16 protein-coding genes are annotated in these 22,274 nt (G+C 71.4%); 6 read left to right on the plus strand and 10 right to left on the minus strand.

The features are described 5' to 3' along the window. Positions 1–3: 3 nt before the first annotated feature. The 8 genes from AB0B76_RS00535 to AB0B76_RS00570 all read right to left on the minus strand — a co-directional run bounded on the left by AB0B76_RS00535 (position 4) and on the right by AB0B76_RS00570 (position 9,344). The gene (locus tag AB0B76_RS00535; RefSeq protein WP_360367004.1) at positions 4–240 is read right to left on the minus strand and encodes a hypothetical protein; all 237 of its coding nucleotides are present in this window, start codon (positions 238–240) and stop codon (positions 4–6) included. Between the two features lie 60 nt (positions 241–300). Beyond that, on the minus strand, positions 301–843 hold the full coding sequence (locus AB0B76_RS00540) for a GNAT family N-acetyltransferase (RefSeq protein WP_360367007.1): 543 nt from the start codon (positions 841–843) through the stop codon (positions 301–303). After that, positions 843–5,279 carry a hypothetical protein gene (locus AB0B76_RS00545; RefSeq protein WP_360367010.1) on the minus strand — a complete coding sequence of 1,479 codons (4,437 nt, stop codon included), beginning with the start codon at positions 5,277–5,279 and terminating at the stop codon, positions 843–845. The genes AB0B76_RS00540 and AB0B76_RS00545 overlap by 1 nt, the downstream gene beginning before the upstream one ends. An 80-nt stretch (positions 5,280–5,359) precedes the next feature. After that, a complete protein-coding gene (locus AB0B76_RS00550; RefSeq protein WP_360367013.1) occupies positions 5,360–6,070 on the minus strand; it encodes a hypothetical protein in 711 nt (236 codons plus the stop codon). Next, positions 6,067–7,488, minus strand: coding sequence for a hypothetical protein (locus AB0B76_RS00555; RefSeq protein WP_360367016.1), 1,422 nt, complete (start codon positions 7,486–7,488; stop codon positions 6,067–6,069). The genes AB0B76_RS00550 and AB0B76_RS00555 overlap by 4 nt, the downstream gene beginning before the upstream one ends. A 37-nt stretch (positions 7,489–7,525) precedes the next feature. Next, positions 7,526–7,732, minus strand: coding sequence for a hypothetical protein (locus tag AB0B76_RS00560; protein WP_360367019.1), 207 nt, complete (start codon positions 7,730–7,732; stop codon positions 7,526–7,528). After that, the gene (locus AB0B76_RS00565; protein ID WP_360367023.1) at positions 7,729–7,989 is read right to left on the minus strand and encodes a hypothetical protein; all 261 of its coding nucleotides are present in this window, start codon (positions 7,987–7,989) and stop codon (positions 7,729–7,731) included. Before AB0B76_RS00565 ends, AB0B76_RS00560 begins: the two co-directional genes overlap by 4 nt. 122 nt (positions 7,990–8,111) lie before the next feature. Further along, positions 8,112–9,344 (minus strand): helix-turn-helix transcriptional regulator, encoded by a 1,233-nt coding sequence (locus tag AB0B76_RS00570; protein ID WP_360367026.1) that lies wholly within the window; start codon positions 9,342–9,344, stop codon positions 8,112–8,114. A gap of 336 nt (positions 9,345–9,680) precedes the next feature. On the opposite strand from AB0B76_RS00570, the gene AB0B76_RS00575 reads away from it, so the two are divergent. From AB0B76_RS00575 to AB0B76_RS00600, 6 genes are all read left to right on the plus strand, one after another. Beyond that, complete coding sequence (locus tag AB0B76_RS00575; protein WP_360367029.1) at positions 9,681–10,238, plus strand: toll/interleukin-1 receptor domain-containing protein; 558 nt, start codon at positions 9,681–9,683, stop codon at positions 10,236–10,238. 3 nt (positions 10,239–10,241) lie between these two features. Next, the gene (locus AB0B76_RS00580; RefSeq protein ID WP_360367032.1) at positions 10,242–12,479 is read left to right on the plus strand and encodes a hypothetical protein; all 2,238 of its coding nucleotides are present in this window, start codon (positions 10,242–10,244) and stop codon (positions 12,477–12,479) included. Beyond that, positions 12,476–13,867: a hypothetical protein gene (locus AB0B76_RS00585; protein WP_360367035.1), complete on the plus strand. Its 1,392-nt coding sequence runs from the start codon at positions 12,476–12,478 to the stop codon at positions 13,865–13,867. The genes AB0B76_RS00580 and AB0B76_RS00585 overlap by 4 nt, the downstream gene beginning before the upstream one ends. Then, the gene (locus AB0B76_RS00590; protein WP_360367038.1) at positions 13,864–15,210 is read left to right on the plus strand and encodes a DUF4407 domain-containing protein; all 1,347 of its coding nucleotides are present in this window, start codon (positions 13,864–13,866) and stop codon (positions 15,208–15,210) included. Before AB0B76_RS00585 ends, AB0B76_RS00590 begins: the two co-directional genes overlap by 4 nt. Before the next feature lie 130 nt (positions 15,211–15,340). Then, a complete protein-coding gene (locus AB0B76_RS00595) occupies positions 15,341–15,736 on the plus strand; it encodes a hypothetical protein (RefSeq protein WP_360367041.1) in 396 nt (131 codons plus the stop codon). Between the two features lie 117 nt (positions 15,737–15,853). Then, entirely contained in the window at positions 15,854–16,921 is a 1,068-nt protein-coding gene (locus AB0B76_RS00600; protein WP_360367044.1) for a serine hydrolase domain-containing protein, read from the plus strand. A gap of 155 nt (positions 16,922–17,076) precedes the next feature. On the opposite strand, the gene AB0B76_RS00605 is transcribed toward AB0B76_RS00600, so the two are convergent. Together AB0B76_RS00605 and AB0B76_RS00610 are read right to left on the minus strand one after the other, a co-directional pair. After that, positions 17,077–21,951, minus strand: a complete 4,875-nt coding sequence (locus AB0B76_RS00605; RefSeq protein ID WP_360367047.1) for a DNA repair ATPase — start codon at positions 21,949–21,951, stop codon at positions 17,077–17,079. Next, positions 21,948–22,265 (minus strand): hypothetical protein, encoded by a 318-nt coding sequence (locus AB0B76_RS00610; RefSeq protein ID WP_360367050.1) that lies wholly within the window; start codon positions 22,263–22,265, stop codon positions 21,948–21,950. Before AB0B76_RS00610 ends, AB0B76_RS00605 begins: the two co-directional genes overlap by 4 nt. Positions 22,266–22,274: the final 9 nt, after the last annotated feature.

The raw sequence follows: 22,274 nt of genomic DNA on the forward strand, positions 1-22,274 counted from the left end.
CTGTCATCGGTCGCCGAGCCCACCCAGCGCGAGGGCGGCGAACACGGCGAGGAAGAACCCGAGGATGATCAGTTCCCCGGTCGTCTGCCACGCCGCGCGGTTCGCCTCGCCGGCGAGGGCGTTGGCGCCTCTGAGGCTACGCCAGGCACGGCGGGCCATGGCGTACAGAAATCCGAGCCCGAAGCCGACCACACCGCCGGCCAGGAATCCCCCCAACGTGACATGAGTTGAATGGTCCATCAGGCGAAAGTGACAGAGCCATAGCTCGACGTGAATCGGCGGAAAGGCCGATGGATTCGGCTAAACGTGCAGTTTCCGCCACTCGCCGCCCGTTAGCGCGTACTGCACCTCGGGCGCCCCGTCCAGCGAAAACGTGGCGACGTGACGCAGACCGGATTTCTTCATCACACGGCGTGATCCCGCGTTGGCGGCCATTGTCTCGGCGAACACGCGCGCAACGCCGACAACGTCAAAACCGCGCACAATGAGTGCGCGGCAAACCTCGGTTGCGTAACCATTCCCCCACGCTTCGTGCCGGAGGCGGTACCCGATCTCGATACCCGAGCGATCGACGTCGACGGGCGGACCGTCGCCGCGGTGCGGGCGGAAGAAGACCCAGCCGAGGAACTTTCCGCCGGCCTCGATGATCCAGTAGCCGAGGTCGTCGCCGCGCTCGTAGTAGGCCAGCAGGTGCGGCATCATGTCGCGGATCCGCTCGCGGGGCGTGGGGTGGCCGCCGTTGAGGTAGCGCATGACCTCGGGGTCGCTGTCCAGCTCGACGAGATTGTCGACGTCGTCCGCGGTGAGCCGGCGCAGTTGCAGCCGCTCGGTCTCCAGGTGCATCACAACAGGGTGCCCTGGACCGGGAACGTCAGGCGAGCGGTGGTGATGCTCTCCAGGATCTGGTCCTCGTTCAGTTCACGGTCCATCACACGCGCGTAGTTGCGGCCGCGGTTGTGCGTATTGCGCATTCGCACGACGTTCGGGAAGCGGCCCACCGCGCGCATGTCGCCCAGGCCCGACAGGAAGATGAGCTGGATGCCGTTCGCGGCGGCCACCCGGCGCTGAAGGTCCAGGAAGGCCACGTAGTTGGCGGTGCCCAGCGGGTTGTCCATCGGCAGCACGCCCAGGCCCGGCACGTCGCCGCCGCGGTTGGCCGCACGCAGGCGGGCCAGCATGCAGAAGAGCAGCAGGCCGATCGTCACCTTCTCGCCGCCGCTCCACTTGCTCATCAGCTCGACCGGCTGGCGGTCGTCCGTCAGCTCGGTCGACGGCTTCAGCACCCGCGCCACGAAGTTGCCGCGGCCCACGACCGCGGCGATCGCCTCCCAGGCCAGGGCCAGGCCATCCGGGATCGGGTCCTTGCCGGCGACGAGCTTGTCGACCAAACGCTCAACGCGACTGCGCAACGTGGCGTCGCTGGTGTCCACACTCGAGCGCGGGCCGACGTCGAGGAAGCGCCGGTTGCGCAAATGGCCGGCCAGACCTGGCGGAAGCTGCGCGTGGTGCTGCGCCCGCTGCAGCGTTTTGAGGCCCTCGCGCACTTCCGCGCACAACGCCGTCACCACGAGGTGTTTGTCTCTGTCCACGGCGTCCAGCTCACCGGCCAGGCCGTGACGGTAGGTGGCCAGTTGCTGACCCAACAGTTCCGTACCGTCGAAGTCGAGGCGGCCGTCGCGGAAGCGGTCGCGCACCTCGGGGCTCACGGTGGCGAAGCGCTCCTCGGACGCCCAGCGGTCGGCCCGGTGCGCCTCGGCGGTGAGCCGGTTGCGGGCCGCGGTCACGGCGCGGTCGGCGGATTGCAGCGCCCGGCGCGCGCCGCGGGCCATCTCGCGCGCGGCGTCGACGTCACCGGCGAACGGGGCCGCCTCCGCGGGCTCGGTGTCCTCGGTCAGGTCGGTGACGAGCTGCTGCAGGTCATCGGCGCGGCGCCGGGCCGCACTCGCATCAACCTCGGCGGCGCCCGCCGCGTCGCGGGCGGACTGCTCCGCGGCGCGCGACGCTTCGAGACGGTATTGAGCCGCATCGGCCAGGGCGGTGGCTTCCTCCGAAGACGACAACTCCGCGCCATCGCCGCGCAAATGAGCGGAATCGCCGTGCGCAACAGCGCCAGGGCCGTGCACATCAGCGCCACCGCCATGCACGAACGCGCGACCGCCATGCACGAACCCGCGACCGTCGACGACACCATGAGCGCTCGAAAGCGTCGCGTCGGCAGTGGCCTCCTCCGGAGATGAAGAATCCGCACCGTCGCGCTGCACGAACGTGCAGCCTTCGAGGATTCGGCGCGCGTTGGCCAAGGCCGCGCCGGCCAGGGTCGCGTCGCGCTGGGCGTCCAGGAACGCACGCTCCGCCCGGCCGATCTCCCGACGCACCGTTGCCGGGTCCGCGGTGTCCAGTAAACCCTGCGCAGTTGCGCGTTCGGTCGGTGCGAACTGCTCGATCTCATCGTCGAGCGCGGAGAGCTGGCTCGCAATCTCAGCGATCGTCGCCTCCAGCGCCGAGCCGGACGTCTGGCGGAGGTAGGCATCGTGCGCAGCCTGGTAAGCGTTTGTCGCCTCGACAAGCGAAGGCAGCGAATCAAGGCCTGACAACGAGCCGTCGACCGGAACGTTCGCAACGCGCTGCAGATCCTCGCAGCGCACCCGGTAGTCGTGCACGGTCGCGGCGTCGCGGGTGGCGTCCGCGGACAACTGCGACGCCGCGGCCGCGGCGGAAAGCTCCGCCTCCGAAGCCGACCCCAGCTCGGCAAGCAGTTCGGCCCGCAAGGCCGGCAGCTCGGACAGCTCGGTGCGCATTCGTGCAGCATCCGGCGCCCGGCGCGCAAGGTCGGACAAAGCCGCAATGCGAATGGTCAACCGTCGGCGGCGCTCGGCCAAGTCGCCCCGCGCGCGCTCCAGCGACGCCGCACGCTCGTCGAGCAGCAAACGCGTCTCCTGCAACGACGCCAGACGCTCCTCCGCAACCCGCAGCGCCGCCGTCAACCGCGCCGACGAGGCCTCCAGGTGCTCCCGATGCCCGGCGGGGCAGCGCGCGGCCAGGTCGAGCAGGCGACCCCGCAGGCGCAGATCACGATCGCGCGACTCCAGCAGATCGTGGACACGCTGGTTGCGCTCGTCCCGCCCCCGATTGCGGCGATCGACCTCCGACGCCGCGGCGGTCCGGTCGTACATCGCGGACGCCGGCGGCAGCACGAACCCGACCGGCTTGGCGGACTCCGAGTCGACAATGGACTGCAGATCGCCGGTCGCGGCCACCTGCACGGCCGAGGTGGGATACAGCTCCGCTGAGGCCAGCACCGAACGCGCCCGCTCCAGATCGGCGGCGTCGTGCACGAGCAGGCCGCCCACCAGATGCGGCGCGTCGGCGATGACGGCCGGCCAGGCTGCGGGCGGTACCGAATCCGCCAAATGATGCCAGCCTGTCGTCGCCGGAATCCGCTCCGCGGCCAGGACGTCCGCGGCCCGGGCGAGGTCCAGCGCGGCCGGGAGCAGCCCCCGCGCCGAGGCGAGCGCCTGCACCGCCCGGTCGTCCTCCGCGTCGGCGACGGCGAGCTGGATGCGGTGCCGGTCGGCGGTGATGACCGCCTCGGTGAGCAGGTCCACAAGGGACCGTTGCGAATCGATCGGGTCGACGCGGTCCCGCTCGGCGAGCGCGGCCAGCCGCGGATCCCCGCCCAGCGCCTCGATCTCGGCCAGCAACGGGCCCAGCGAGGCGTCGAGGACGGCCTTGTCGCGCGACAGCTCCGTAAGGGCGGCCTGAGCGAGCGCGCGCTCGCGTTCGTAGGCGGCCCGCTCGGAGTCCAATGTGGACAAGGCCAGCGGGATCCCGTGCTCGATCCGTTGCGCGGCGTCGGCCTCGGCCGCGGAGGCGTTCGTCAGCGCACGATCGAGGTCGAAGCCGTCGAGGTGCTCGGCCGCCGCCGAGAGGTCCCGGTCGTAAGCGGATACCTGGGCCGAGATGGTGCGCTGCTGGGCGTCGAGGCTGCCGAGCCGGCCCCGCAGCGAGTCGGCGAGGGTACGCGCCGCGGCCTGACGTTCACGCGCGGCCGCGGCCTGCGCCAGCACGGACTCGACGCGGACCTCGAGCTCGCCCAGGGCCTGGAGCAACACCGCGAGGAGCACCGCCGCGGCCGAGGCCCGGTCGCGCCGCAGCGGAGCCGCGCCCGCCTCGGCCTGCTCCTGCCGGCGGCGGGCGGCCTCCAGGCGCTGGGCCTGCTCGACGTGGCGGATGAGCGCCGGCACCAGCTGCCAGGACCGGTGCGCGTGGCGGCGCTCGCCGACGAGCGCGTCGGCCGAACGCGCGGCCGCCTCGGCGCGCGCGTGGGCCAGGCCGGCGGCGCGCCATCGATAGAACCGTACGTGCTCATCCAGAGTCGCGGACTCGGCCGTTGCTCGCAGTACCGCCGAATGCGCCTCCGCGGCGCGGGAGTCGTGACCCTCGGCGGCGGTCGCGGCCGACCGGACGGCGGCGCTCAGCGCGCCCGCGAGCCCGGCCGCGTCGAGGCGGGCGGCGCGCGCGGCGAGCTCGGCGGCGACCAGCGCGTCCCGGGTGGTGGCCAGGCCGGTGAGCAGCGCAGAGGCCTCGTCGCAGAAGGCGACCTCGGCGCGCAGTCGCGGCTGGCGGGCGAGGCGGTCGCGGGTGGTGCGCAGGATGCCGGCGACCTTGCCGGCCGAGGTCGGTTCGGTGACCAGGGTCAGCAGGTACTGCACGAACTCGTCGGCGGTCCGGAACCTGAAGTGATGCTCGATGCCGCCCTCGGTCGCGTTGATCTTCAGGATGGCGGTGAACAGGCCCGGGTCGAGCCCGCGGTCCTGCAGCGCCTGCGACCAGCGCTCCTGCTTCGTGGTGACGACCGGCTCGGCCTCGAACGGCAGGCCCTCGACCGCCCTCGCGAAGTCCTTGAGCTCGGCGCCGAACGGGAGCTGTTCGATCTCGACGCCGGCGGTGGGCGTGAACGCGTACCAGGTCTGGCGCAGCCGCTCGTGGGAAGCGTTCGGGTCCGAAGGTTGTGCGCGGTCGGCCCACTCGTAGACGCCGCCGGTGACCAGCCGCTGCCCGGTGGGGTCGATCCACTCGACGACGACGTGCGCGGTGTCGGAGCCCAGGACGCAGTCCTCGAGGTGCCGCCCGGTCGTCGCGGTGGCGAGGAAGTCGCGTCGGTCCGGGCGGATCAGCGCGCACAGCAGCGCGATGAGCGTGGACTTCCCGCCGCCGTTGCGCATCCACAGGATGGTGTCCAGCGGGCTGCCGTCGCGGCCCGTCAAATCCAGCCACACCTCGCGAAATCGCGCGGCCGGCGACCCGATCCGGTCAAGGTGAACACGTCGAATTCGCCAGAGGCGAGCAGGGGCGGCCATCAGTGCTTTACCGACCTCATGGCCTCCAGCGCCTCGCCACCCGCCACGTCGGCCACCAGCAAACGGAAGCGGTCCGTGAGCTGGTACGTGCTCGGCCCGAGCTGCGCCATGGGCCGCGCGGCCCCCCGCTCCACGAGCCACCCGAGCACCTCGGCGACCGCGAACTGCGTGCACCCCTTGGCCGGCCCGGGCTGGCGGTCCTTGGGCCGGAACGCGGCCGTGCGCCGGTACACCTCGGCCGCCCGGCGCGCCTGACCGTCCACTGTGTGCTCCTCGCCCGGGATCGCGAGGATCCGATCGATCGTGTCCCGGATGAACTTGTCGAGCGCGGCGACCTCGACCGTCTTCACCTCGGCGCTGTCGAGGTCCGCCTCCTGCGGGAACGCGTACGCGGCGACGCCCAGCACGATCAGCCCCGCGATGAGCTTCTCGTCGGCGGACATGCCGGTGCTGCGCAGATCCCCCATCCGCACCGCGAAGACGCTGCCCGGGTAGGTGCTGAGCACGAGCCCGGTCCGCACCGGCGCGCCGAGCACGACCAGCCCGAGCCCGCTCGCGAGGGTGTCCACCGTGTCGCGGAACAGCGTCTGGGTGCGGTACCGCTCGAGCAGCTTCCCGTACGGATTGCCGTCGGTCGGACGCGCACTCGTGCGCAGCCCCAGCGCGACCAGCTCCGCCGCGGCACGGACGTCCTCGATGGGTACCGTCACGCTTCCTGCTCCTCCTCTGTGTACATCACGCGCAGGTCATCGCCCCACACCAACGGGTGATCGAGTTGTCCGCCCGTTCGTTCGGTGTGTATCGCGGCGAGACCGGCACCACGCTGCTCTCCCGGCTCGACGACGTCGGGCGCGTAGGCCCAGAGCGCGGAGAGCAGAACCAGCTCAGCGGTCTGATCATGATCCAGGTCCTGAAGTAACGCAGAGAGCAGCACCGGCTGCCGCGAGGCACGCTTGAGGATGCGCGTGACCTCGGCGACGACGGCCGGCGGATAGGCCTGCAGCTCGGCGCCCTCGCTCTCCCCCGGCTCCTCGTCCTCGTCGTCCTCGGCCCCGGCGAGCCGCGGCGGCGCCAGCAGCACGTCGACGAGATTGTCGAGCTGCAACAGCCGCGGGATCTGCAGCCCGACGACACGGTCCCCGAACGCCTCGACGACCGCTGTCGCCGGCTCACTGGGCAGCTTCAGGACGGGATGGAGCAGTTCCCGCTCAATATTCAACAGCCGCAGGTGTACGCGTCGAGCAAACACCTGTTGCAGCTGTGCCTCGAGGAAGATCGTCCGGGCGTCGCTGACGCGCTCGGCCAGGTCCAGATGCACCTGCCGGATGCGCCGGAGCGTGTCGACGAGGTCACCGGATGCGCGCCGGACCGCGGAGTCCGTCTCGGTGTCGATGCCGGCCGCGACATGATTGAGCACCTCGGCGTCGGCCGCGATGCGCGCTTCGACATGTTCGCGTGCGCGTTGCAGGCGCGGCGGCACATCGTTCACCCAGTCGACCGAACGAACGTCTCTTTGTGTCGCATCGAGGATGTCCGCGAGCGAGGCGGACATCGCGACGGACACCCGCTCGGCCTGCATGGCGGTGCGGCCGGCCGCCTCGAACCGCCGGTCCCGCAGCTGCCGCTGGAGCACCACGGAGAACGCGGCCTCGGCGTCGTCGACGTCGAGGTCGAGCCCGGACAGGTACAACATGACGGCCTGCGGCGAAGCGAGCACCACGGCGCCGTCGGGCCCGTCCTGGAGCTGCAGCAGCCGGAACGCGTACTCCTCGGAATTGCCGAAGGTGTACACGAACGCGCGCTGGTTGTCGGCGTCGTTGAGCAGCCCCTTGACCACCCACCGCGCCGCGTCCTCGTGCTGGTGCGACGGGCCGGGCCGCATCCGCCCGGCCAGCTCGGCGATCGACTCGATCAGCTCGGCGAGCGTGAGCGCCCGGGCGAACCCGAGCGAGGCCACGGCCAGGTCGACCGCCGCGAGCGCGAGTTGCCGCAGGTCATAGGCCTCGTGGACGTCGGCGTAGGCGGCATTGCGCACGAGCCGCGCGACCGGGTCGGTGAGGATGAGCGCCCGCCACCGCGCGCGCATCGAGGCATGCCCGACCGGCGAGGCAACGAAGGGCTCGGTCACCCGCTGCCCTCCCCTGCCTCGCCGGAATGTCTCGGTCTTACCGTAGCAACCACTTTCGCGAGATCTGGAACAGCGAAATCGGGTGTGACGTGCGACCGAACCGCGTCGACCACTGGTGCTGGTCGCCGGCCTGCAGCGTGCCGCCGTTGATGTCGATCGGGACCTGGTACGACCACACCGCGACGCCGCTCGGGTTGAGCTGATAGGTGCGGTAGCTCAGCTTGCCGATGCGGCTCAGCTTCACGGTCCCGCGTCGGGAAGGGTCGCCTCGACGCCTTCCCGCTGCACCTTGACGACCGCGGTGGAGTTGGGGTTCGCGCCGCTGGAGGTGGTGAGGATGCCTTCGGTGTTGCCGCGCCGGACCGTGGCGCAGGGCGCGATCCGCGGCAGCGCGGAAAGGCCCTCGGCGGGCTCGCGGGCCGCCTGGGCCGCGGTGCCGAGCGCCGCCAGCACTCCGGCCGCGACCGCCGTGGCGGCCCCGATCGTTCGACGAACTCTCATCGCCGGACGAGTGGCTGGCGTTCGGCGCCAGCCCTCGTGACCATCGGTGCGGTTGCACCCCCGTAACCAGGGTGTGCAACCGCCGCACCGGCCGGGCAGGGGTTGCCCGTTGGCAATGCCTGTCAATACCCCGCGACCGCGGCGGCGAGCTCCGGCAGCAGTTCCCGCACGTGCGGCCGGGACGACCAGCGGTTCAGCTCCCGGCTCAGCCGGCGCAGGTCGGCGGCGATCGTGGCCGACCCGGTCGCGGCGCACCACTGCAGGACCCGCCGCGCCTCGGCACAGCCCCGCTCAACGTCCCCGACCCCGACGAGGGCCAGCGCGTACCGCGCGCCGATGCGTGCGCGCATGCGGTACGCGTACGGCGGCGTGCGCTCCAGCTGGTCACGCAGCAGCCCGGCGGCGCGCGCCGCATCGCCGAGGTCGACAAGCGAGAAGCCGGCCGCCATGTCGTTGAGGTCGGTGACGTTTGTCGTGCCCAGCGCGGGCAGCGGGCCGCGGGTCTCCGGCTCGGACAGCCAGCGCTCGGCGCGCTCGAGCGCCCGGTGGCACTGCGAAACCGAGCCTCCGATGGCGTACCCCTGCGCCTCCCGCTGCGCCGCGAGCCCCCGGACCCGGCTGCCGCAGTCGAGCCGCTGGGCCTGTTGCGCCAGCGCGACGGTCTCTTCGTGGCGGAGTTGGTACATGGCCAGCTCGGCCCGGCGCACCAGCGCGTACCCGCGCAGGCTCCGGTCGCCGCCCTCGTCCGCGAGCTCGACCGCACGGTCCGTCCAGTACCGCGCGTGCTCGTCGTTGCCGCTCTCCTGCGCCATCCACCCGGTGTACTCGGCGTAGCGGGCGGCGAGCTGCCACAGCGGCGGGCCCGCGGTACCGGTGGCGGCGCCAGCGGCCGCTTCGAGCTCGCGGGTGTGCAGGATGAGGTGCGGCAGCAGCGAGGACGGCGCGGTGGCCTGGCCCCGGCCGCGCAGCATGTCGAACATCAGCCGGTACCACTCGTAGTGGTCGTGGCCCGCGTCGGGCCCACCGGCCGCCGGCCACGCGAACCGGTCGGCGAAGCCCCCGGCGCCGTCGCGGGCGACGTACACGACCTCGACGCCGTCGCCGGGCCGCCGCGGGGCGCGACCGGCGCGGCGGCCCCGGGCGGGCGCCGGCGCCTCGGCCAGCCCCGCGAGGCCGCCCTTCGCCTTGAACGCGTTGTCGACTGCCCGGGCGAACTCCGGGCTCGGCAGCTGTACGCCATTCTCGATCTTACTGAGATGGCTCTTGTGGTAATGCACCTCGTCGGCCAGGCGGCTCAGCGACCATCCCGCCGCCAGTCGCAGGCGCCGCATTTCGGGGCCGAATTTCTCTGCCACGGTGCCTCCGAGTAATGCTTCCGACGCGTAAAGTCGCGCCCGCCGGGCGGGGGTTTCCATCAAGCATCGGGCCTGCGCGCAAGTGCCGCCAGGCACTATTCTGCCACGCTCGCCAATACCCGGAATGGTGCAGAATTCGGCCAGTTCCCGATGGCCCTTCCGGTCGCCCGGACACGGTCTGAGCGGGACGATCGGGCCGCCCGGCCGAGCCGTCCGGGCACAATCGGCAACCTCCACCGATTGAGCTACACGCAACACCTTGCCGACGCCGGAATCAGCGGCGAAGCTTTGCACTCGCAATCGAGAAAAGGGGCCGACGCACCGATGATCGACATTATGATCAGCTATCGAACCGCGGACGAGCCACTCGCCGCGGTGCTGATCGATCAAGCTCTGACCCAGCGGATCGGGGCGCGGGTCTTTCGTGATCACCGATCGATTCCACCCGGCGCCGCCTATCCGGCCGAGATCTGGACCGCCGTCGGGCAGTGCCGCGTCCTCGCGGTCGTGATCGGCTCGCGCTGGCTGGAGCGGGGCGAGGACGGTCGCCGGCGCATCGACGACCCCAAGGACTACGTCCGCCGCGAGGTCGCGGAGGCCCTGCGCCGCGAGGCCGTCGTGGTCCCGATCCTCGTCGGCGACTCGGAGCTGCCCCCGGCGGGCGAGCTGCCGCTGGAGCTGCGGGGGCTGGCGCTGTGCCAGTACCGCACGCTGCGTTTCCGCGACGCCGTCCAGGACGCCGACCGGCTGGCCGACGAGCTCGTCGCGATGCTGGACGAGCCGGCGACCGACCCGGACCCGGCGCCGGCGGCGCCGAGCGTGGTGAACAACTTCCACGGACGGGTGGACGTCAGCAACGGCGTCTTCGGCATCGTCAAGCACTACCAGGCGTAGCGCGTGACCACGGAGACAGCGCCGGAAGAGGCCGCAGACGAGGCCGCGGAAGAAGCCGCACCGGCCGAACCCGGGCCGGCCGAACCAACCGAGCCGGCCGAACCAACCGAGCCGGCCGAACCGCCGGCGGACAAGCCCAAGGAGACGCCCGACCTCGACCTGGGCCGGGTGGTCGAGGACCAGGCCCGGGCCACGCGCGCCGAGAACGAGAAGATCCGCGAGCAGGTCAGCAACGTCAACATGCACTTCTACTCCGAGGTCAACGCCACCGGCGCCCAGTTCGGCGTGCTCGACGACGGCGAGCGCCGCGCCGGCGGGCAGCGGAAGGTGACCGGCAAGCTCAGCGCCGCGGAGATCGACGCCATCACCTCGACCTACGCCGAGCCGGAGTGCTTCCCCGACACGGTGGCGAAGCTGCAGCAGGACCGCGTGGTCGTCATCGAGGGGCGCCCGGGCCTCGGCCGGCGGGCCGGCGCGATAAGCCTGCTGCGCCGGGTCACCCGCGACGAGATCGTCGTGCTGTCGCCACTGAGCACGCCCCAGCAGCTGACCGAGCGCGTGTACGAGGCGGCCAAGGGCTACCTCGTGCTCGACCAGGTCCGCGAGCGCGGCCGGGCGGACGTCGAGTTCAGCTGGTCGAGCCTTCGCCAGCACGTCGATGCGGCCAAGGCGTTCCTCGTCATCACCAACGACTACGTCGGCGTCGCGGCCGGCTCGATCGCCCGCGTGCCCTGGAGCTGCCCGCCCGTGGCCGAGGTACTGCGCGCGCATCTGGCCGGCCACCCGGACCTCGAACAGACCGTCGCCGCCGTGCTCGCCTCGCTGCCCGAGGACGCCTCGCCGGCCAAGGTGGCGGCCCTCGCCGCGAGAATCCGCGACGAGGGGCTGACCGTCGACGAGGCGCTGCGCAAGCAGGACGAGAGCGCCGAGCGGCAGGTGCGCGAGTGGTTCGCCGGCGGCCCCAGCCAGCGCGAGCTGCACGCCGTGACGGCCGCGTGCTTCCTGGCCGGCACCGACGTGCGCACCTACGAGACGCTGCTGGAGCTGCTGCACGAGATCATGGCGCAGCGGGTCGAGGGCCGCGCGGCACGGGCCGAGCTCCGCCGCCGCGACGCCTCGATCTTCGGCGAGCGCGAGGCCCGGCTGCACGACACGAGCCTTATCGTCATGTCCGACGTGCCGTGGCGCGGCGGCACCATCCAGCGGATCGAGTTCAAGGAGCCCGCCTACCGCCGGTACGTCCTGGCCGTGCTGTGGCGCTCGCAGACGATCCACTTCTGGAACGCCGTGCGCGAATGGCTCGACGCCGCGGTGGCGACCGACGCCGGCGACGTGACCGCGATCAGCAGCGGCCTGGCCTGGCTGGCCTGCTGCAGCGTCGACGAGGTGCAGCGCTCCTACCTGGACCGCTGGTCGACGGGCGCGATCGGGCTGCCGGGCCAGGTCATGACCGCGTACGTCCTGTGGCTGCTGTGCCACCGCGACGGGCTCGAGCCCGTCGCCCTCGAGACGGCGGTCCGCTGGGCCCAGGACAAGGCCGCGGCCCGGCGCTGGACCGCGGCCGTCGCCCTCGGCGGCGAGCTCGGCATGTTCTTCCCGTCCGACGCGGTGAACCGGCTCTGGCAGCTCGGCTCCCAGACCCGCGACGACGTGCTGTTCACGGTCAGCTGCATCGCGATGGCCAACCTGTTCACCACGCTGCGCGACGACGAGCACGGCGACCCGAGCATCGTGCTGGGCCTGCTGGAGAAGAAGATGGCCAGCTTCGGCACCGGCGACGGGCGCCGCCCGGGCAAGGGGCCGATGCCGTGGACGCAGCTCGTGCACCTGCGCGACCTCACGATGCTGATGACTCTCTCGGTCGTGCGCACCCGGAGCTTCCGCACCACGCGGCCGGCCATCGCCGAGTACCTCTACACCGACCAGGACCGGATGGAGCAGATCGCCCGGATCTGGGCCGGCGTCCTCGTCTACCGCCCGCTGCGCTGGGAGGCGTTCGCCGCGCTCCGGGCCGCCCTGCACGCGCTGCCGGACATCAGCAATGAGCCGTCGGAGACCGCCCGCGCGTTCGGCCGGGCCCTGGCCGCGGCGCTGCCGACCAGCGAGCGGGAGGCGTTCCAGGACACGTTCATCCGCGTCGACGAGCGCATTCGCAAGGGACGACGGGAGCCGCTGGCCGAGGTCCTCGTCGCCTGTCTCGAAGCCATCGCAGTGAAGATCCGGCCGGAAGGAAGACGATGACTACCGACCCTTACCCCATCATCGAGTCACGCGTGCTGACCAAGGCGGAGAAGACCCGCTGGTTCAGCCGGCGCAGCCGCCGGCCCGACGAGATCCCGCGGCCGTCGGCCCACGAGTCGCTCGTCTACCGCGTCGGCAACGACTTCGTGCTCGACGAGGACCGCATGTCGCCGGTCGACGAGCGGGTCGTCAACGCGACGAACGTCAGCGTGGTCGACATGCGCCGCGACGCGCTGGTCACCGTGACGTTCACGATCCCCTCGGCCGACGCGTCGTTCTTCGACGTCTACGTGACCTTCACCTGTACCGTGAACGACCCCACGATGGTCGTGCAGGGCGGCGTGAACGCGGTGTCGTCGCTCACCGGGCACCTCAAGGCGCACCATCGCGTCTTCGAGCTCGGGCTGGAGTACAAGCTCACCGACGTCAACGACGTCCGCCGGGTGGTCAGCGCGCAGATCCGGGCCTACCTGACCCACGTGCCGGCGCGGGTGCCGGGCCTGCAGGTCCGCTTCGCGAACGTCGAGGTCTCCAGCCCCAAGGCGGTGATCGAGTTCGAGAGCAAGCTGCGCGACTCCGACTTCGCCCACCAGCTCGACATCTACGAGATGGAGCACCTGCAGCTCAAGGAGTCCCACACCGCCCGGCACGGCGCGCAGATCCAGCGCGGCAAGCACTCGCTCGACCTCGAGCTCGACGGGGACTCGCACGCCCACGGCCAGCGCAAGACCCGCCTCGACATCGAGCTGGACGAGGATCAGCACGCCTCCGCGCTGCGCAAGACCCGCGCCGACACGGCCCAGGAGATCTTCCTGGTCCGCCAGCGCAACGAGGCCGCCCGCGCCGAGTTCGAGGCGAACGCGGAAATGATCAACGGCGACCCGAAGCGGGCGCTGCTGGCCGCCTACGCCGCCGGGCAGCTCGACGCCCAGGGCCTCTCCACCGGGCTGAAGGCCCTCGACGACAGCGCCCGCGACGCGATGCTGCAGCAGGCGCTGGCCAAGCGCGAGGAGACCCTCGCCCTGCAGGAGGGCGACCTGAAGGCCGAGGGGGCACGGCACTCGTGGTCGGCCGCGGAGCGGCAGCAGAGCCGGGAGTTCGAGCAGCGCCGCCACGACCAGGAGCGCGAGGAGCGGATCGAGGACCGGCGAGAGGCCCGCGAGGATGCCCGGCTGCTGCAGGAGCGGCAGTTCGACATGGCCAAGCACCTGGCCGCGCAGGGGCACTTCAACACTTCGGACCTCGGCGCCGACCGGCTGTTCGCCAAGGTGATGGACATGCCGGAGCCGGCACTGGCCGGCCGGGACGCGCGCGGCGGCCGCGCGGTCGGCGCCGGCACCGAGGCCGAGTTCGACGGAGACCCCGGCGGAGTGGACGAGACCGGATGACTGAGACCGTACTGATTCGCCCGCAGACCGACGACGACACCGTCGAGATCAAGCGGGAGCCGTACCGCCCGTCGCGCCCCGCCCGCATGGGCCCGGGACGGGTGCTGCGCCACATCGCCGGCGTCGACGAGACGATCCTGGACTGGGCGCCGGAGGAGCGGCACCGGTACACCCGGCTCGGCGCGATCGTGCTCAACACCGGGCTCATGGCCGCGCTGTCGATGTACGTCCTGCTCGGCTCGCACCAGATCTCGCCGCTGATCCTCGTGCCCGCCGCGCTGACGTGGGGGTACATCGTCCTGAGCTTCGACCGCTGGCTCGTGTCCAACACGCACGGCACCGGCGGGATGGGCACCGGCACGTTCATCGCCCGCACCGCGATCTCCGTGCTCATGGGCCTGGTCGTCGCCGAGCCGCTGCTGCTGTGGATGTTCGGCACCGACATCCACACGCAGATCAACCAGACCCGCGCCGAGAGCATCGAGACGTACGAGAGCACGCTCAAACGCTGCAACCCGCTCGACGGCGAGGCGCCGAAGGACGCGGCCGGCTGCTCGAAGGAGTTCACCCTCAACGTGCCCGGGGCGCCGCGGCCGCTGCTGGACGCGAAGGCCGCCGCCGAGCGCGAGCGGGACAAGGCCAAGACGGACATCGCCGCGATCGACACCGAGATCAACCGGCGCGAGGACCTGGCGCGGCAGGAGTGCAACGGCACGAAGGGCAACGGGCTCAGCGGCCGGGTCGGCGAGGGGCCGAACTGCCGGCAGCTGCGCGGCGAGACCCAGCAGTACAAGGCGAGCAGCGGCCGGGCCGATCGCCAGGACGAGCTCGACGCGGCCAACACCAAGATTTCCGGCATCGACGCCCAGCTGGCCGCGGCGAGCCAGACGTACTCCCAGAACGTCACCGCCGCCATCAAGCAGCGCGTGGAGCAGAAGAAGGCCGACATGGACCGGCCCGGCCTGCTCGACCAGGAGAAGGCGCTGACCGAGCTGGGCGGTCAGAACTTCTTCGTGCTCTTCCAGAGCAACCTCGTGCGGCTGCTGCTCATGGTGCTCGACTGCCTGCCCGTCCTGGTGAAGAAGATGACCCGGCCGACGACCTACGACGGGTTGTTGTCCCGGCAGCTCACCGTCGACAACCGGCTGCACGAAAAGACGCTGAAGAACCGCTCCGAGCGGGAGGTCGGCGACCTGGACGTGCAGATCCAGCAGAACGAGCACAACGTGCGGGTGCGCAAGGAACGGATCGAGGAGCAGGGCCGCGACGCCGAGGCGGACCGCCAGACCAACATCGACGCCCAGATCGAGGAGCTGGCCCGCCGCCTGCGCGGCGACGCCTGACCGCGGAGCGCCGCCCTCCCGTCGTGAGGGCGGCGCTCCATGCCGGCTCCTGGGTCTTGAGTCGCGCTACTCATGGGGGTTGAGATACCGGGCCCAGGCGCCGCGGCGCTCGGCGGCGGACCATCGGGTCATGCGTCAGACCTCAGCGCGGCCATTCCTCGCCGTCGGCGCCGGCGCCGCCGCGGTGCTGGTGTTCTGGGGTGCCGCGGCGGCCGTGCTGTTCGCCCTGTGGGCCCGGTCCTGGTCGACCGGGCCGCCGTCATCGACCTGTGCCGAGTTCAGCTGCGCCCGGCCCGGAGACTTCCGCGCGCTGGCGACGACGCTGTTCACGGTGGTCGTGGCGGTCGGCACCGGTATCGGGATCGTCATCGTCGCGCTGACGGTCGCCGTGCTCTCCGGCGCGACGTCGTGGCGGCCGCGGCCCGGGTCGGGAGCGCTGGCCGCGGTCGCGCTGGGCACCGCGGCCGCCGCGGTGGGCTCGTGCTTGAGCGTGCCCCTGCTGTTGCTGCTCGCGCGCTTCGGCTGACACCGGCCGGGAATCGCATGTCTGTGCGCGGTCAGGGCGGTGACAGCGTCGGCCGTCATGGTTTTCCTGCACCCGGGACCGCCGGGTCATCCGAGCCGACGCACCGGGAGCCTCAACATGTCGAACAACACCAGCCCGCGGCCCGAACTGCAGCAGGCGATCGATGAGATGGTCGGCTCCGGCTTCGTCGGGGTGCAGCTGCGGGTCCACGACGAGCAGGGCGAATGGGTCGGTACCGCCGGGACGAGCGAGCTGGACGGCGAGGCGGCGCCGCCGATGGACGGGTACCACCGAATCGGCAGCAACACCAAGACCTTCACCGCGACAGTCGTCCTGCAACTGGTCGGTGAGGGCCGCCTCGGACTGGACGACTCGGTCGCCGACCACCTTCCGGAGTTCGGGCTCGATCCGCGGATCACGGTACGGATGCTGCTGCAGCACACCAGCGGGGTGTTCAACTTCACCGGCGAGTACTTCGAGGACGGCACCATCGTGCCGGGGATGCCGAACCCGCTGCAGCAGGGCCGGGAATGGCTGGAGAACCGGTTCCACGCCCACCGGCCGGAGGAGCTGGTGCGCTTCGCGCTGGCCAAGCCGCCGCGGTTCGAGCCGGGGGCCGACTGGAGCTACGCCAACACCAACTACGTGCTGGCCCGGCTGCTGATCGAGAAAGTCACCGGCCGTACCGTCGCCGAGGAGATGCAGCGGCTGATCCTGGGCCCGCTCGGGCTGAAGGGCACCATCGTCCCCGACGGCGCGGAGATCCCGGAGCCGCACGCCCACGGGTACTACCGCTACGAGGACCAGACCGTCGACGTCACCCGGCACGACCCTTCATGGATCTCCAGCGGCGGCGACATGATCTCGACCACCCGGGACCTGCAGACGTTCATCTCCGCACTGGTGGGCGGCCGGCTGCTGCCGGCCCCGCTGCTGGCCGAGATGTGCACGCCGCACCCGAAGGTCGGCTACGGCCTCGGGGTCTTCGTCCAGGACGCACCGGACGGCGGCAAAATCATCACCCACAACGGCGGTACCGCGGGCCACGCGGCGCTGATGTACAGCACGCCGGACGGGCGCAGGACCTTGACCGCCGCGCTGAACTACGTCGACGACGCGGAGATGACCCTGGCCGTGCCGTTCCAGCAGGCGACGCAGCGGCTGGTCGCGCTGGTGTTCGCCTAGACGGACACGCGGCCGCCGCCCGAAGGCGGCGGCCGCGGCGCCACGAGCCCGCCGCCGCGCCGTCACAAACCCGCCCGTCACGAACCCGCCGCCGCCTGGAAGCGGCGGCCGCGGCGTCACGAACCCGCCGCCGGCTGAAAGCGGCGGCCGCGCCGTCACGAACCCGCCGCGCGGTTGATTGCGGCCTCCACCGCGCCGACCCGGTCCGCCAGCAGCCCGACCGCGCCGACCGCCCGGCTCATCGGGTCGTCCCCGTCCCCGCCGAGCGCCCGCGCCCGCAGGTACGCCGCCTTCACCTCGCCCCAGCGCGCAGCCTGCGCGGGCGTGAGGCGGCCGCGCAGCTCGGCCAGCTTGAGCAGGTTCGCCTCGGCGCCGGCGGTCAGCGTCTGCGCCTCGCCGATGTAGTGGTCGTCGATCGCGGCCTCCAGCTCGGCCTCGTTCATGACCGGCACGACGCGCTCGGCGAGCTTGTTCATGTTGCGGTACGAGCCCTGCAGCAGGAACGGCGGCTCGGTGCGCGACGCGTCGGCCTGGGCCGCGGACGCGATGTACGCGCGGTTGTTCGCGAGCACCACCTCCTGCACGCGCAGCAGCTTGCGCAGCACCGACAGCATCTGGTCGACCTCGACCGCCGAGTACGGGTGGGCGAGCTGGTCCGGCCGCACGGTGTCGTCGCCGCGGGCCAGGCGCACCAGGAGCTCGACGTCGCCGCGGTCGCGAGTGGACAGTGGGGCGAGCACGGTGTTGGACGTCAGCGCGTTCTCGATGTAGCTCAGCGCGAACAGCTCCTCACGGCCGGACAGGACGTCGCCGAGGTTCCACACGTCGGCCCGGTTCGCGAGCATGTCCGGGATGCGGAAACGCGCACCCGACTCGGTGTACGGATTGCCCGCCATGCACACCGCGAACCGCTTGCCGCGCAGGTCGTACGTGCGCGTTCGGCCATTCCAGACGCCCTCCATGCGGCGCTGGGCGTCGCACAGGGAGATGAACTTCTGCAGCAGCTCCGGCGACATGTGCTGGATGTCGTCGAGGTACAGCAGGACGTTGTTGCCCATCTCCAGTGCGAAGTTGATTTTCTCGACCTCCTGGCGGGCGGTCGCGTTGGGCGCCTCCGCTGGGTCGACCGACGTCACCAGATGGCCGAGCGACGGGCCGTTCACCTTGACGAACACGAGCCCTAGGCGGCTGGCGACGTACTCCATCAGCGTCGTCTTGCCGTAGCCGGGCGGCGAGATGAGCAGGAGCAGGCCCATCTGGTCGACCCGCTTCGCGTCGCCGGCCGCGCCCAGCTGACGTGCGAGGTTGTCGCCGATGAGCGGCAGATAGACCTCATCGAGCAGCCGGTTGCGCACGAATGCGCTCATCACCTTCGGTTTGTACTCCTCCAGCCGCAGCCGCTGCCGTTCCTGCGCGGCGAGCTCGTTGCGGCGCCGCTGGTACTCGCGGAACGCCGGAACGCGCTCGAGCCGGAACCGGCGGGTGCGCGCGAGCACCTCGTCGAGGCGCACCTCCATCCGGCGCCCGACGATCCGCGGATGGGCCCCGAGCAGGCCCTCGACGGTCGCGGTCAGGGCGGCGGAGGAGTCGTACCGCGGCAGGTCGGTCCCGCCCAGCACGATCGCCACCGCCTCGTCCAGATCGACCGAACCCTTGTCGAACGACGACAGCCACGCGTGGACGAGCTGGCGGCGGGCGTCGAGATCCGCGCCGAGGGCGCGCAGGTCCTCGTGGAGCTCCCGGATGAATCCCGCCCGCGCGAATCGGTCGACAAGCGTCCGCGCCGCGGCGCTCGTGACGAATCCGGCCGGTGCGGTGCTCAGCTCCTCGAAAAGGTAGTCCCCCGAGGATCCGATCGCCTCTTGCAATTCTGCGCACAATTGCGCAATCGCCTCTGACGGACCGAACACGGACCGGGCCCGCGCGAGCGACTGCGCGCGCCGCGTCCAGGCCGCCTTGGCCGCGTTGTCCGCGCGGAACGCCCAGAACAGCTGCGCCGCTGCGCGTTCGGACGCCGGATAGCGCAGGAGTCCGGCGCCGGCGTGCAACCGCAGCAGCGTTTCGAGGAGCAGGGCGGCGTCGTGGTCGTGGACGCCGCGCTCGTACCCCTCGTCGTAACGGCTGTCGGCCGCGCGCCGGACGATGTCGCGCAGGCCGCCGTCGGTGACCGCGGCCTGGTGCAGCGCGTCGAGTGTCCAAACGGGACCGTCCGAGATGGACACTCCGGCCGCCGCGGCGTCGAGCACCAGGCAGGCGAGGTGCTCGGCGCGGTACACCTCGGGCGTCTCGGAAACGAGCAGCTGCCCCCAGAACGGGCGCGCCGCGACGATGACCGGGTCGTCGACCGGTGCGCGGAAGTCGGTCGCGGTGACGGTGAACGCCAGCTCGTCGCCGTGCGGGACGAGCGTGAGGTCGATCGCCTGGGTGTTGACGGCGAACTGGTGGCGGCCGAGGCGGATGACGTCGGTCGAGCCGCCGAACAGGTCGAGCCGGTCGCGCAGCATCCGGCCGGCCTCGAGCCGGGCCGTCTTGACCCGGCCCTCCAGCTCCTCGGCGCGGACCTGGTCGCCCAGCTCGCGCAGCTCTGCGGCGACGCCGCGCAGCTTCGCGACCATGGGGTCGGCGGCGAAGTACGTGTTGACGTCGTCGGGCGAGGTCATCGCGGCGACCCGGCGCTCGATGCTGCCGAGGATGCGCTCCGCGGACTCGACCAGCCGGTCGGCCCTGCGCGAACGCTCATCGAGGAGTGCTTGTTTACGCGAGGAAAAGGCCTCGTACACATCCGTGCGCTTGTCGCCCAGCTGCGCGAGGAAGTCGTCGAACTCGCCGAAGCGCGATTCGAGGTTCTCCAGCTGGAGCATGAGCCGGCCCAGCTGCTCGTCGCACCGTCCGGGCGTGTCGGCGACCGCCAGCGCGCCGACGATCGCCTGGCCCAGCAGGGCGAACTCGGCCGCGAACTCGGCCCGGCCCTCGACCGCGAGCAGCTCGCGGCGGCGGGCGTCGAGGGTCGCGCGGGCGCGGTTGACGGAGCCCAGGACCTCGCCGATCCGGGTGAGGATGCCGACACGCACGGTGGCGTCGGCGATCTCGAGGGAGCCGACCACGTCCGTGACGATCTGCAAACCCTCGGCCTGGGTGGCCAGCCGCTCGGCGACCGGGGCGGCGGCGGCCACGGTACCGATCGCGTCGGCGTCGGCCACGAGTCGCTCGACGTCGGCGTGGTAGCCGGCGAAGGCGTCATCGCGCTGCAGGAATGTGACCGCCCGCTGGGCCGCGGCGACAAGTTCGTCACCAACGCGCTGTTCGAGGTGAGCGATCCGCTCAGTGTCGGCGTAGCGCAGTTCGCGCAGCGGGGCCAGGGACCCCTGAGCCTGGCGGAGCTCGGCGAGGCGGCGGACCCAGGCGTCGGTGTCGACCGGCGACTCGCCCTGCGAGCGGCGGATGAGCGACTCGATCCGCGTGGCCGCTTCGCCGACGGCGGTGGCCGCCTGCTCGGTGAGCGCCTGCACCCGCTCGAACTCGGCGAGCACCTGCTCGGCGGTGTTGCGCAGCTCGGCGAGCGGGCTGCGCAGGTCGCCGAGCTCCGGCTCGCCGAGCCAGTGGTAGTGATCGAACGTGCGCAGGCACGCGGCGATGATGGCCTCGAAGACCGCCGCGGACGGGCCCATCTCGCCGACCATGCGGGCCACCGACAGGCAGTCCGAGATGCCGCGGACCAGGTCGGCGTTGCCCACCCGGTCCAGCGGCCCGGCGCCGGTCGGCTGGGCCGCGGCGTACGTGTCGGACAGGTACGGCGTCTGCCACACCTGCATGGTGTGCACGCGCGTCGGCTCCTCGGACAGCGCCCGGAAGACCACGAGCGTCCCGTCGTCGAACAGCGAGTAGCCGTGGCACACGATCGGGTTCGCGACCGCCTTGCGGATGACGTTGTACGGCAGCAGCAGCGATCGGCCGTCGACGCGCGCATGGAAGACGTACAGCACGTCCTCGCCGTTGGTGGACCGGATGACGCGCTCGAACTCGAGGTCGGCGACGTCGGTGTCGAACGTCCGCGCGACGCCGGTGGCCAGGTAGTAGCCGCCGGGGAAGATCAGGCCCTGGTCCTCCGGCAGCCGCTGGCAGCCCTGGCCGATCCCGTCGAGCCGGACGACCGACCGGGTGCGCGTGTTGAACACCAAAAAGCGAAAGGCTGTTTCCTTGTACGGCCGGATGCGCAACAAAACGAGCGGTCCGATGCGCGCGTAGCTGACATCGGCGTCGGCGAGGCTCTGCAGTGGTTCGTCGACCGGCTCGCGGTACACCCCCTCGCCCGTCTCGGTGTTGTTCTCGACCTTGACGGTGAGGTCGCCGCCGACGGTCTCGACGAAGACGACGTCCTCGATGGAGATGTGCGGGTGCCGCCCGAGCACGTGGTGCTCCCGGCCGACCGGGGTCCACTCGAAGTCGTGCGACGGCGGGAAAACATGGTCGCGCTCGCCGCGGCCGTCCACATAGGACACGCTGCCGGCGGTGCCGACCGTCCACCGCAGCACCTTGATGTCGTCGGTGCGGGGCCCGGTCTGGAAGACGGCGAGGAGCTTGCCGTCGAGCCGGCGCAACTGCAAAAGACGAGTGTCGCGATAGTACTTGTACAGCTCGCCGAAGTCGCGCAGCAACTGTGGGTCACGCAGCAGCTCCTGGGACTCCGGCTCGTCGAACCGGAACGCGTCACCGGCGCGGCTGAACCGGTGCAACGAGAACACGTCGGCGACGGTCGTTTCCGGCTTCAGGCCGATGAAAACGTTGTATCCGAACAGCATCCGGTCACCGATGGACACGATGTCGCGCGGAACGCAGTTGTTTTCCGTCCGAATGCGCTCGGTACCGAGCAGCCGCAGCTCGGTGCCGCCGAACACCTCGGTCCGCTGCGTGTTGAGGGCCTCGGCCCGGCGGGTCAGCTCGGCCGCCTGCGCGGCGAGCCGGTCGCGCAGCACCTCGTAGGTGCCGGCGTCCAGACTCGCCGCGGCGGGCGCCGCGGTGTCGACGGTCATCGCTGGGCCTCGCTCATGACCGCGTCAACAGCCATCACTGCACGTTCGCTCACCGCAGCGCCCGCCGCCACACGAACAGCCGACGCCGCGCGTTCGCTCATCGCTACATGAACGCCCGCCACTGCACGTTCGCTCACCGCAGCGCCCACCGCCACACGAACAGCCGACGCCGCGCGTTCGCTCATCGCAGCGCCCACCGCCACGTGAGCAGCCGCCACCGCGCGTTCGCCCACCGCGACACGAACGCCCACTGCGCGTTCGCTCATCGCAGCGCCCGGCGACACATGAACAGCCACTGCTGCGCGTTCGCTCACCGCGGCCCC

Source organism: Dactylosporangium sp. NPDC049140, assembly GCF_040648435.1.

Excerpts from the sequence above, each read along its gene's own strand:
- AB0B76_RS00535 (WP_360367004.1), bottom strand. The coding sequence starts at position 240 with ATGGACCATTCAACTCATGTCACGTTGGGGGGATTCCTGGCCGGCGGT.
- AB0B76_RS00590 (WP_360367038.1), top strand. The coding sequence starts at position 13,864 with ATGACTGAGACCGTACTGATTCGCCCGCAGACCGACGACGACACCGTC.
- AB0B76_RS00585 (WP_360367035.1), top strand. The coding sequence starts at position 12,476 with ATGACTACCGACCCTTACCCCATCATCGAGTCACGCGTGCTGACCAAG.
- AB0B76_RS00605 (WP_360367047.1), bottom strand. The coding sequence starts at position 21,951 with ATGACCGTCGACACCGCGGCGCCCGCCGCGGCGAGTCTGGACGCCGGC.
- AB0B76_RS00575 (WP_360367029.1), top strand. The coding sequence starts at position 9,681 with ATGATCAGCTATCGAACCGCGGACGAGCCACTCGCCGCGGTGCTGATC.
- AB0B76_RS00565 (WP_360367023.1), bottom strand. The coding sequence starts at position 7,989 with ATGAGAGTTCGTCGAACGATCGGGGCCGCCACGGCGGTCGCGGCCGGA.
- AB0B76_RS00600 (WP_360367044.1), top strand. The coding sequence starts at position 15,854 with ATGTCGAACAACACCAGCCCGCGGCCCGAACTGCAGCAGGCGATCGAT.
- AB0B76_RS00595 (WP_360367041.1), top strand. The coding sequence starts at position 15,341 with ATGCGTCAGACCTCAGCGCGGCCATTCCTCGCCGTCGGCGCCGGCGCC.
- AB0B76_RS00540 (WP_360367007.1), bottom strand. The coding sequence starts at position 843 with ATGCACCTGGAGACCGAGCGGCTGCAACTGCGCCGGCTCACCGCGGAC.